The organism is Streptomyces sp. NPDC047525 (genome assembly GCF_040643025.1).
In the GTDB taxonomy this organism is placed as follows: domain Bacteria; phylum Actinomycetota; class Actinomycetes; order Streptomycetales; family Streptomycetaceae; genus Streptomyces; species Streptomyces durmitorensis.
The window spans coordinates 87,890-99,172 of sequence record NZ_JBEYTL010000017.1; the positions used below are offsets into that span (position 1 = coordinate 87,890).

General features: G+C 65.4%; 8 protein-coding genes, 1 pseudogene and 1 riboswitch. Of the genes and pseudogenes, 8 read left to right on the forward strand and 1 reads right to left on the reverse strand.

Going from position 1 to position 11,283, the window contains the following annotated elements; genetic code table 11:
• Positions 1-332 precede the first annotated feature (332 nt).
• On the reverse strand, positions 333-1,547 hold the full coding sequence (locus ABZ833_RS35955) for a helix-turn-helix transcriptional regulator (RefSeq protein ID WP_361055970.1): 1,215 nt from the start codon (positions 1,545-1,547) through the stop codon (positions 333-335).
• Positions 1,548-1,563: 16 nt separating this feature from the next.
• Here ABZ833_RS35955 and ABZ833_RS35960 point away from each other — a divergent pair.
• From ABZ833_RS35960 to ABZ833_RS35995, 8 genes and pseudogenes are all read left to right on the forward strand, one after another.
• Positions 1,564-1,725 (forward strand): annotated as a pseudogene (locus tag ABZ833_RS35960) (GntR family transcriptional regulator); the annotation flags it as partial.
• A gap of 3 nt (positions 1,726-1,728) precedes the next feature.
• Entirely contained in the window at positions 1,729-2,394 is a 666-nt protein-coding gene (locus ABZ833_RS35965) for a YdcF family protein (RefSeq protein ID WP_361055973.1), read from the forward strand.
• 257 nt (positions 2,395-2,651) lie between these two features.
• Positions 2,652-4,637, forward strand: coding sequence for an AAA family ATPase (locus ABZ833_RS35970; RefSeq protein WP_361055976.1), 1,986 nt, complete (start codon positions 2,652-2,654; stop codon positions 4,635-4,637).
• A 341-nt stretch (positions 4,638-4,978) separates the two neighbouring features.
• Entirely contained in the window at positions 4,979-6,085 is a 1,107-nt protein-coding gene (gene rlmN, locus ABZ833_RS35975) for a 23S rRNA (adenine(2503)-C(2))-methyltransferase RlmN (protein WP_249587471.1), read from the forward strand.
• Positions 6,086-6,124: 39 nt separating this feature from the next.
• A riboswitch (TPP riboswitch) is annotated at positions 6,125-6,242 on the forward strand.
• 73 nt (positions 6,243-6,315) lie between these two features.
• Complete coding sequence (locus tag ABZ833_RS35980) at positions 6,316-7,416, forward strand: thiamine ABC transporter substrate-binding protein (protein ID WP_361055979.1); 1,101 nt, start codon at positions 6,316-6,318, stop codon at positions 7,414-7,416.
• Between the two features lie 59 nt (positions 7,417-7,475).
• The gene (locus tag ABZ833_RS35985; RefSeq protein WP_361055982.1) at positions 7,476-9,086 is read left to right on the forward strand and encodes an iron ABC transporter permease; all 1,611 of its coding nucleotides are present in this window, start codon (positions 7,476-7,478) and stop codon (positions 9,084-9,086) included.
• A complete protein-coding gene (locus ABZ833_RS35990) occupies positions 9,086-10,171 on the forward strand; it encodes an ABC transporter ATP-binding protein (protein ID WP_361055985.1) in 1,086 nt (361 codons plus the stop codon). The genes ABZ833_RS35985 and ABZ833_RS35990 overlap by 1 nt, the downstream gene beginning before the upstream one ends.
• 99 nt (positions 10,172-10,270) lie before the next feature.
• Positions 10,271-11,059, forward strand: coding sequence for a maleylpyruvate isomerase family mycothiol-dependent enzyme (locus ABZ833_RS35995; RefSeq protein ID WP_361056211.1), 789 nt, complete (start codon positions 10,271-10,273; stop codon positions 11,057-11,059).
• Positions 11,060-11,283 lie beyond the last annotated feature (224 nt).

Below are 11,283 nucleotides of genomic sequence, written 5' to 3' on the forward strand. Positions count from 1 at the left end.
CGGGGGAACCAGACGAAGTCGGTTTTCCCTCTGCGCTCGCCGAGCTCTACGGCCGTCGCCGTGCAGAGAGCGACGGCGCACCAGACGCAGGCACGGCCGCACGTCTGCGCCACGGACAACGTGGCAGGGTCTGGCACTTCGACCGGTCGCGTGCGAAGTGTGCTCGTTCTGCTTCCCGCGCCGGATGCTGGGCCCGTACTCTCGCCCATGTCGACTCCATCTCAGTCGTCCATGCCTCGGGACCGTTCGCGCGGTCGCCGGGGCGCTGTACGACTCATGGAATCGGCTCGCTACACAGCGTGACAGGGATGTGGCGTCCTACTTTTGCGACGCTATTCGGCGATCCCCAGGAACTCGGCCAATGACCGAAGCCCTGCAGGGTGGTTGGGCATCGACCACAGGTCACGCACGATGGCTACGGCCAACGTGTGGTGCTGCATCCAGGTCGGAGCCACACGCCGCAGCGACTCAAGAGACTTCACAGCCTCTCCTGCGCTCCCAAGGTCCGTATGGGCTCGGGCCACGTCCAGCAACAGCCACGTCCGCCAGGACGGCGGGGTGTCCTTGCTCAGCCGCATTCCCTTGGCCAGCTTCAGGGCCTCTTCAGGGTGCCCGTACTGAACGGCCAGGCGGACGCGCTCGATACGCACCGATGACGGGCTGAACACGCTGACCATGCGGCTGTCGCTGCCCTGCGGCAGCTTGGCCACGCGGGCGGCTTCCTTCTCGGCGTGCGCCATCAACGCAGCTGCCCGCTCATAGTCGTTGCTGCGCGCGGCCGACGTGGCGGCGGACATGGTGAGCGCACCCCAGACCTTCAGCCCGTCAGCGGTCCCCGTGTGCCCGCTGTCCTTGGTGTCGTCGGCGGCGTGCAGGGCGATGCTCAGGGCGTCCCCGAGGCGCCCTTGCCGCTGGTAGGTCCACGCAACGGAGTTGACGATCATAGGGCGTAGCAGGGGGTCGGAAGATCGCCCCGCGGCGTCTATGGCGCGCTCCAAACTGATGAGCGCGAGGTCCGTCTTCCCCATGCGCACGGCGACGTGCCCGGCGAGCTGGAGGACCTTGCCCAGCGCTGCGAAACCGACTCCCCGATCATCGTCGTTGCTCGACACCGTGGCCGTCTGCGCGTCCGAGATCATGTCCGGCAGCACCTGCATCACCGTGTCGAACTCAGCGGAGTGGTACTGCGTCCAGCCATCCGCGATCCGCTCACGGAGGGCGGCCAGCGAGAAGCCGGGCTCTGGTGGCTTCGGCTCCGGTCCCCAGAGCGCCGGCATGATGGCGCGGCGCACCGCGACGAAGCGCGGCCCGTCGTTCTCTCCCGTCGAGGCGACGGCAGGAGGGTCCCCCAGAAGCGTCGTCAGCTCCACGCCGAGGCCGTTCGCCAAGGCGTGAAGCGTGGGCAAGCGTGCCGAGTGCTTGCGGCGCTGCTCAAGCTGACGGATTACATCAACGGACACGTCCGAGCGCTCGGCCAATTCCTCTTGCGTCAGGCTGGCTAGACGGCGCAAGCGGCGAAGAGTCCGCCCCAGATCTTCGTTTGCCACGCTGCCACCGTACGCGGTTCAACTCCCGGCCACGGAATGGATCGTCGAGCTGCATGGCATGGCTTGCACCGCAGATGACACGGTGGTGGAGTTCGCCATTGGCGTTCATGCGGCCACGCCCTTCGCGTGGTCCAACGACTTCAAGGCGCCCGACTCGGCGCAGGGAAGAAGGCGATAAGGCGTGATCTCCGCCCAGGCGTGGGCCGATGCGCAGGAACTGTGGGACTTCCAGCAGATGGGCCACGAACCCCGGCGATGCTCGGTGGCGATCGGGCTCGGCAGTCACGATCTCGGCGTCGCTGACGTCACGGCTGACCTGTATCACCGAGGCCTGGCTCCGCTGATCGTCTTCACCGGGGCCACCAGCCGTACGACGCGAGAGGCGATGCCCAAAGGCGAGGCCGAGCACTATCGCGAGCGGGCCTTGGAGCTCGGAGTACCGGCAGACGCGGTCCTCGTCGAGCCGCACGCTCGCAACACGGGCGAGAACATCACGCTGTCACGGGCCTTGCTGGAAGAGCGCGGGGTGCCCGTGGAATCTGCGCTACTGGTTAGTAAGCCGTACGAAGAGCGCCGTTCCCACGCCACGGCGTGCAAGGTCTGGCCGGACGTGACGTGGGTGAGTGCGTCGACGGCCATGACGCTCGCGGAGTACGTCGACTCGATCCAGGATGCGCGACTCGTCATCGACATGCTTGTCGGGGCGCAACAGCGGCTCATGATCTATCCCGAGCACGGGTTTGTGATCGAGCAGCAGGTTCCCCAGGGCGTGGAGGCTGCGTACCAACGCTTGCGAGGGGCGGGCTTCACAAGCCGCCTCCTGCAGGATGTGTCGAGCAAGAGTTGACCGGTAACGGGGCTCCTCTCGCCTGGCCCAGGGGTAGTCGCTGGCGCTCTGCGACCCGACCAGATCGTCTGGGTCCCGTTCGCTGCCCTTCCTTGAAGCTCTCAGAGAGGGTTCGCTAAGCGGTCCGGTGTCAGTCCCTCAGTAGGCCAATCACACGTGGCAGCCATCACATTCGCGCTAGCATTGAAGAGTCGAGTCAGCTGACTTCCTGCGAATTCACCGTTGCTGTGCCTTTCGCTCCTTCTGAGGGATGCTCCATGGCCATTAGATCGTTCGACATCCAATCGATTCGTGGCCTGGCGCGAGCGCAGGCTGACGAACTACCAAACTTGGTCGCGATTGCGGGACCAAATGGAGCTGGAAAGTCCACTCTACTGGAAGGCATCAGAACCCATAGGGCAAGTCTGCTCGAACCCGGCTCGGATTTGCTCTATGTGGGACCTCACAGGACTTGGCGAAGCAGTCAGCTTTCTGAGTTTCACGTTATTGGGTTCCCCTTCGAGTTTCAGGATATTTTGAAGTCGGAATCTATCCCGAACTACCAATATGGCGCACCGAACGGTCTTCATTTTCTGCCAGGGCTAGGGCGCAATGCTAGCTCGGCAGATGACTCCAACGCTCTAGCAAAGACTGCCATTGTCCGGCTGAATAATCAGCAACGTGAATTGGTGCACTCTCAATTCGAGGCGCAGGGTGGGCAAGTTTCTAAGGGTACGGTTCCAGACCTGCTGCTGCCGCTAAAGCAACTGGTGTCTATCCTCCTCCCGCACCTAACGCTTTCCCGCATCGACACCTCGAATGTTCAAAACATTAGAGTAGTCTTCAAGCGCTCAGATCTGGAGCAAGGGCCCGAGTTTGATATTGATGACTTGTCGTCTGGGGAGAAGGCGGCAATCTCGCTCTTCCTCCCATTTGTGGAGCGCGAGGCCAAAGTTCTGACCGGCTGCACCTATCCGGACGACCCGAATATTGTCCCAATTACTTTGGTTTTGGATGAGCCTGAAATTCATCTTCATCCACTATTGCAACTAAACGTACTTGAGTACATGCGAACTATTGCGCGTGAAGCGCGTGCGCAGTTCATTTTCGCTACGCAGTCTCCCGTTTTTCTTGACGCTCTCCAGGATGACGAACTTTACGTACTTTCTCCACCTGGTTATGTAGGAGATAATCAGTTGTCCAGGCTCAGTTCTACTGCGGAGCGCCTTGAGGTAGCGCGAGGTCTTACTGGCAGTACACACATGCTGACCCGCGGAAAGCCGATCGTCTTTGTTGAGGGGGAGTCCAGCGTAACCGGAAATAAATCCGCGGTGACAGACGAAAGGTTGATGAAGCTTCTTATCCCGGAGGTTGAGCACTGGGCGGTCGCTCCAGCGAGAAGTCGAAAGGAGGTGGTTAGTGCCACCAAATCTCTCCGCGGAGCTTCGCTGCACCTTCCCGGAATGCCGGTTTTTGGCCTCGTGGACTCAGATACTTCAGCATCAGGTATCCCTGATTTTGTTGTCGCCTGGCCCGTCGCGATGATTGAGAATTTACTTCTAGATGCAGAGCAGTTGTGGGAGCTCTTGAAGGATCACGGCCCAACAGTCGGGCTTTCCTCGCTGGCCGACGTGAGAGCATCTCTTGATGCTATTGCCTCATGTCGAGTGGAGGAGGAGGTGCGGCTTCGAATTCGTGCCGCCATGCCAGGGGCATGGATTACGACAGACAAAGTGGATCCAGATCAGGCAATCGAAGATATCGAAGATCAAGTCGCTAGCTTGAAAGCTAAGATCGCAGAGCAGAATCTACCGGATTTGACGGATTCGATTAGGGTTAGAGTAGGGGAAATCCTTAGTTCTGGAAAGGCGTTAGAGCTTTTTCACGGTAAGTCCATCCTAAAAGAATTCTATAAAAAGAATTCTTTGTCGAAGGTGTTCAGCTTCGACGGGTTCCGCGTCGCATCCGCGCAATGCTCTGCGAAGGGGGAGCGTCTCAAGCTGTTGACTGCACCCGCCATCAATCAAATCCGCTTGTATATTCCCTCTACTGGTGTAGAGGTCGCGACACGAGGAGCCCCCTCTGTCGAGCGAGATAAGTTGATCGGCGAGTTGCGGAAGCATCGCTCTGCGTGGGAAAGTGGAAATCCTACTCCTGAAGGTCGCGAACACTTGCGCCAGTCACTCGCACACTATGCAAAGACGCAGGAGCCAAAGATTGCCGCTGAGATATTTAGTCTCGCCAATGAAGTAGGAACTCCATAGCGAGTGCACGCATGTGAAGTATGGGTTCCTGTCTCGAAGGTCGAGTCACTGCGGACGAGCTCTGAGAGTGGCCTCGCCAAATCGGGACAGGAAACGCCCTGTTGTCAGCGGGCGTTCGGCGTGGCACCCAAGAGTGGTGACAGGCGTCTCACCTCCAGGGGCCGACCGCTGCGCTTTCTCCGTGACCCACTTCGCCTCTGGCACAGGTCAGCCTGCGAAGGGCCGGGCCGTCCCTGGGCCGTCCAAGGGGGGCCCACACCCACCAGCGGTGACCAACAACGACCACCACCCATAGGCCGTGACCTGGCCGGGCCCCCGGCGTCTGCGACACTGGATGGACCATGCCTGTACCCGGAGAACTCACCTTCGTCGCGCCCCGCGGAGCCAAGAAGCCGCCGCGGCATCTCGCCGACCTCACGCCCGCCGAGCGCAAGGAAGCCGTCGCCGCTGTCGGCGAGAAACCGTTTCGCGCCAAGCAGCTCTCGCAGCACTACTTCGCGCGGTACGCGCACGACCCGGAGCAGTGGACCGACATTCCCGCCGGTTCGCGGGGCAAGCTGCAGGAGGCGCTGCTTCCTGAGCTGATGTCCGTGGTGCGGCACATCAGCTGTGACGACGACACCACGCGCAAGACGCTGTGGCGCCTCTTCGACGGGACGCTCGTCGAGTCCGTGCTCATGCGCTATCCGGACCGCGTGACGATGTGCATCTCGTCGCAGGCCGGATGCGGGATGAACTGTCCGTTCTGTGCCACGGGGCAGGCCGGTCTTGACCGGAATCTGTCGACCGCCGAGATCGTGCACCAGATCGTCGACGGCATGCGTGCGTTGCGGGACGGGGAGATTCCGGGCGGGCCCGCCCGGCTCTCCAACATCGTTTTCATGGGGATGGGCGAGCCGCTCGCCAACTACAACCGCGTGACCGGAGCCATCCGCCGGCTGACGGACCCCGAGCCCGACGGGGTCGGACTCTCGCAGCGTGGGATCACCGTTTCGACCGTCGGCCTGGTGCCCGCCATCCACCGGTTCGCCGACGAGGGCTTCAAGTGCCGCCTCGCCATCTCGCTGCACGCGCCCGACGACGAGCTCCGCGACACCCTCGTACCCGTCAATACGCGGTGGAACGTGCGGGAAGTGCTGGATGCAGGCTGGGAGTACGCGGCCAAGTCCGGGCGCCGGCTGTCCATCGAGTACGCGCTGATCCGCGACATCAACGACCACGCGTGGCGCGGTGACCGGCTCGGGCGGCTGCTCAAGAACAAGCCCGTGCACGTGAACCTGATCCCGCTGAACCCGACGCCGGGTTCGAAGTGGACGGCATCCCGGCCGGAGGACGAGAAGGCCTTTGTGGATGCCATCGCCGCTCATGGGGTGCCTGTCACGGTTCGTGACACCCGTGGCCAGGAGATCGACGGGGCGTGCGGTCAGCTCGCCGCGTCCGAGCGTTAGGCTGGCCGAAACACAACTTCATAGCCGGAACACATCTTCATATTCCGACAGGGGAGCGCCACAGCGCTGAGAGTGCGGCAGCCAAGGACAGGTTGGCCGCAGACCCTCTGAACCTTGCCCGGGTCATTCCGGGTAGGAAGTTCGGTCATCACTCAAGCTGTTGCGCCCTGCCCGCGGACCGGTCCGGTCCGCGGGCAGGGCCGCGTCTCTTCCTGGTCACTCCAGGAGGAATGAATTCAGTGAGCACCACCAAGAAGAAGGTCACGGTCACCGCGGTCGCCGTCGGTCTCGGGCTTGTCGCGCTCTCCGCCTGCGGCAGCGAGTCGGCGGGCAGCGGCGGCAAGGACGACTCCAAGAGCGTCACGCTCGTCAGCCATGACTCCTTCAACGTCTCCAAGGACGTACTGAAGGAGTTCGAGAAGCGGTCCGGCTACAAGGTCAATGTTCTCAAGGACGGGGATGCCGGCGCCGCCGTGAACAAGGCGATCCTCTCCAAGGACAACCCGCAGGGCGACGTCTTCTTCGGCGTCGACAACACCCTGCTCTCCCGCGCGCTCGACAACGGACTCTTCCAGTCCTACGAGGCCAAGGGCTTGGACCAGGTCAACTCGCAGTTCCGCGTTGATCAGGGCAAGCATCGGGTGACGCCCGTCGACAGCGGTGACATCTGCGTCAACTACGACAAGAAGTACTTCGCCGACAAGAAGCTGGCGCCGCCGAAGTCCTTCGAGGATCTGACCAAGCCCGCCTACAGGGATCTCCTTGTCACCGAGAACGTCGCCACCTCGTCGCCCGGTCTCGGGTTCCTGCTCGGTACCGCAGCCCAGTACGGCGACGGCGGCTGGCAGGGCTACTGGAAGAAGCTCAAGGCCAACGGCGTCAAGGTCGTCGACGGCTGGGAGCAGGCCTACAACGAGGAGTTCTCCGGGTCTGCCGGGGGGAAGAAGGCCAAGGGTGACCGGCCCCTCGTCGTCTCGTACGCCTCGTCGCCGCCCGTCGAGGTGCTCTACGCCAAGCCGCAGCCCAAGGAGGCGCCGACCGGCGTCGCGACCGGCACCTGCTTCCGGCAGGTCGAGTACGCGGGTCTGCTCAGCAACGCCAAGAACGAGAAGGGCGGCAAGGCGCTCCTCGACTTCCTGATCAGCACCAAGTTCCAGGACGACATGCCGCTGAACATGTTCGTGAACCCGGTGCGCGAGGACGCCGAGCTGCCCGAGCTGTTCGTCAAGCACGGCGTGACGATCGACAAGCCGGAGACCATGGCTCCGAAGAAGATCGCCGACAACCGCGAGCAGTGGGTCAAGTCGTGGACCTCGCTCGTACTGAAGTAGGCAAGTCCCGTAAGGGGCGTAAGGGGCTCTCGCGTGGGAGCGCGGCTCGGCTCGGCCTGATGGCCGTGCCCGTCGCGTTCTTCGCCGTCTTCTTCGCCTATCCGGTCGCCGCGATCGTCGCGCGCGGCCTGAAGGTGGGCGGGGAGTGGCAGTTCGGGCGGATCGCCGATGTCCTCGCGCAGTCCGACGTCCGGCACGTGCTGTGGTTCACCACCTGGCAGGCGCTCGCGTCGACCGCGCTCACGCTGCTGATCGCGCTCCCCGGCGCGTACGTCTTCGCGCGCTTCGAGTTCAGGGGCAAGCAGATTCTGCGGGCGGTCGTCACGGTGCCGTTCGTGCTGCCGACGGTCGTCGTCGGGACCGCGTTCCTCGCGCTGCTCGGCCGCGGCGGTCTGCTCGACGAGATGTGGGGCGTGCGGCTCGACACGACCGTGTGGGCGATTCTGCTCGCGCACGTCTTCTTCAACTACGCCGTCGTCGTACGGACCGTCGGCGGGCTCTGGTCGCAGCTCGACCCGCGTCAGGAGGAGGCCGCGCGGATGCTCGGCGCCTCGCGGTGGACCGCCTGGCGGACGGTGACGCTGCCCGCGCTCGGTCCCGCGGTCGCCGCCGCCTCGCTCATGGTCTTCCTCTTCACCTTCACCTCCTTCGGCGTCGTGCAGATCCTCGGCGGACCCGCGTACTCGACGCTCGAAGTCGAGATCTACCGGCAGACCGCCCAGCTCCTCGACCTGTCGACGGCCGCCGTCCTGACGATCGTGCAGTTCGCGGCGGTCGGCATGATCCTCGCCGTGCACGCGTGGACCGTGCGCAGGCGGGAGACCGCACTGAAGCTGGTCGACGCCTCCGCGGTCGCGCGGCGCCCGCGCGGCGCCGGGCAATGGACGCTGCTCGCCGGAGTCATGGTCACGATCGCCGTGCTGATACTGCTGCCGCTCGGGGTGCTGATCGAGCGGTCCCTGAGCGGTCCCGGCGGCTACGGCTTCACGTACTACCAGGAGCTGACCTCGGCCGACGGGGGCGCCTTCCTCGTACCGCCGATCGAAGCGGTCTGGAATTCGCTTCAGTACGCGCTCGCCGCCACCGCCATCGCCCTGGTGATCGGCGGGCTCGCCGCCGCGGCGCTCACCCGGAAGGCCGGCCGCCTGGTGCGCGGCTTCGACGCGCTGTTGATGCTGCCGCTCGGGGTGTCCGCGGTGACGGTCGGCTTCGGGTTCCTGATCACGCTGGACAAGCCTCCGCTCGACCTGCGGTCCACGTGGATCCTGGTGCCGCTCGCGCAGGCGCTGGTGGGCGTGCCCTTCGTCGTACGCACCATGCTTCCCGTCCTGCGTGCGGTGGACGGACGCCTGCGTGAGGCGGCGGCCGTGCTCGGGGCCTCGCCGCTGCGGGCCTGGCGTGAGGTCGATCTGCCGATGGTGCGGCGGGCGCTGCTCATCGCCGCCGGGTTCGCCTTCGCCGTGTCCCTGGGGGAGTTCGGCGCGACCGTGTTCATCGCGCGGCCGGACAACCCGACGCTCCCGGTCGCGGTGGCGCGGCTGCTCGGGCGGGCGGGAGAGCTCAACTACGGGCAGGCGATGGCACTTTCGACGATCTTGATGGTGGTGTGCGCGGTGTCGCTGCTGCTGCTCGAACGGCTCCGTACCGATCGCACGACTGGGGAGTTCTGATGGGTGTGGGTGTGGGTGTGGGCAGCGGTGGTGTGGGTGCCGGTGGTGCGGGTGCTGGTGGTGCGGGGTTGCTGACCTTGGTTGATGCGACCGTGCGGTTCGGGGCGCGTGCCGTGCTCGACCGTGTCGGGCTCGCGGTCGACGAGCACGAGATCGTGTGCGTGCTCGGGCCCAGCGGCAGCGGCAAGTCGACGCTGCTGCGTGCGGTCGCCGGGCTCCAGGAGCTCGACGCCGGGCAGGTCCTGCTGGGCGGCAGGGACCAGCGTGGTGTGCCCGCGCACAAGCGCGGGGTCGGCCTGATGTTCCAGGACCACCAGCTGTTCCCGCAGCGTGACGTGGCGGGCAATGTCGCCTTCGGGCTGCGGATGCACGGGGCGTCGCGCGGCGAACAGGCCGACCGGGTAGCCGAGTTGCTCGACCTGGTGGGGCTGCCGGGTGCGCAGCGGCGGGCCGTGGCCTCGCTCTCCGGCGGAGAGCAGCAGAGGGTCGCCCTGGCGCGTGCGCTCGCGCCGAGGCCGCGCCTGCTCATGCTCGACGAGCCGCTCGGTCAGCTCGACCGGTCGCTCCGGGAGCGGCTTGTCGTCGAACTCCGTGAGCTGTTCGACGAGTTGGGCACGACCGTGCTCGCGGTCACGCACGACCAGGGCGAGGCCTTCGCCCTCGCGGACCGGGTCGTGGTGATGCGGGAGGGGCGGATCGCCCAGTCCGGTACGCCTCTTGAGGTCTGGCAGCATCCGGCGGACGAGTTCGTGGCGCGTTTCCTCGGCTTCGACAACGTCGTCGACGCGACGGTGGCCGGTGAGGTGGCGGACACCGTCTGGGGCAAGGTTCCGGTGCCGGAGGACGCGGCGGACGGGCGGTGCAGGCTCCTTGTGCGGCCTGCCGGGGTGCGGCTCGTGCCCGCCGATGAGGGGCTGCCGTGCGCGGTGACGGCGCGTACCTTCCGGGGCACCCATGTCGCCGTTCATCTGGAACCCCGGGTGGGGCCGCGCCTTGAGGCGGCCTGTGCGTTGCGGGATGCGCCTGGGGTGGGGGAGACGGTGGGGGTCGCGTTTGATGCGGGGGATGTTGTGGTGCTGGGCTGAGGTGGGTCGTGGCGTTCGTGTCTGTGGGGGTGGGCTGCGGCTTTAATGCGGTGTGGGTGGGCCGGGGATCTGCCTAGGGTTCGGGCCATGACGACACCCATGACGACGATGGAGTACGACCGCCACCGCGCCGAAGTCGCGGTCCAGCTGGGCCTCTTGAGGGGCACGTTGGCCGGGGCGGATCTTTCGGCCACTGTGCCGACGTGTCCGGAGTGGACGCTGGGGCATCTCGCCCGCCATGTCGGCGGTGCCGTGCGGTGGGCGGAGCGGTTGGTCGCCACCCGGGCCACGGGGGACATCCCGGAGGAGGAGGTCCCGGGCATTCGCGGCCCCGAGGGCGACGACCCCGCCGCTCTCGACGCCTGGCTGGCCGAGAGCGCCGAGCTGGTCACGAAGACGCTGTCCGGCGCGCGCGCCGACACTGCGGTGTGGACCTGGGCCGAGTCGCAGAGCGCCGGGTTCTGGGCGCGGCGGATGACGCACGAGGTGGCGATTCACCGGGCGGACGCGGCGATTGCCGCGGGTGTCGCGTACGAGGTCGCGCCGGATGTCGCCGCCGATGCGATCGATGAGTGGCTGGAGATCGTGCGGTACGTGCAGCGGACTGATCCGGGGGACAGTGCGGCTGAGTTGCGTGGTGTGGGGCGGAGTATCCATCTGCATGCGACTGATGCGCCGGGGCTTGATGCGGAGTGGGTCATCGAGTTCGGGGAGGAGGGGTTTGTGTGGCGGCGGGGGCATGAGAAGGCGAGCGTTGCTTTGAGGGGGCCGCTTACTGAGGTGTTGCTGGCCTTCTATCGGCGGCGGTCGCTCGACAGCGGGGGTGTTGAGGTGTTGGGGGAGCGGGGGTTGTTGGAGTTCTGGCTGGAGCGGGCTTCGTTCGGGTAATGCCTTTTCCCCAACCCCGCCCCTTCCCGAAAACCCTCTCGGCGCGGGGGCCTTGGTTGCCGTCGTCACCGGCTTCGCCGAGTTCGTCCTCAAGCGCCGGACGGGCTGAAGAACCGCTCTTGCGCCGCGGCCTTGGTTGCCGTCGTCACCGGCTTCGCCGAGTTCGTCCTCAAGCGCCGGACGGGCTGAAGAACCGCTCTTGCGCCGCGGCCTTGGTTGCCGTC

Bases quoted from the DNA above. Each gene is read 5' to 3' on its own strand.
- ABZ833_RS35970 (WP_361055976.1), top strand. From the start codon at position 2,652: ATGGCCATTAGATCGTTCGACATCCAATCGATTCGTGGCCTGGCGCGA.
- rlmN (WP_249587471.1), top strand. From the start codon at position 4,979: ATGCCTGTACCCGGAGAACTCACCTTCGTCGCGCCCCGCGGAGCCAAG.
- ABZ833_RS35980 (WP_361055979.1), top strand. From the start codon at position 6,316: ATGAATTCAGTGAGCACCACCAAGAAGAAGGTCACGGTCACCGCGGTC.
- ABZ833_RS35985 (WP_361055982.1), top strand. From the start codon at position 7,476: ATGGCCGTGCCCGTCGCGTTCTTCGCCGTCTTCTTCGCCTATCCGGTC.
- ABZ833_RS35990 (WP_361055985.1), top strand. From the start codon at position 9,086: ATGGGTGTGGGTGTGGGTGTGGGCAGCGGTGGTGTGGGTGCCGGTGGT.
- ABZ833_RS35995 (WP_361056211.1), top strand. From the start codon at position 10,271: ATGACGACGATGGAGTACGACCGCCACCGCGCCGAAGTCGCGGTCCAG.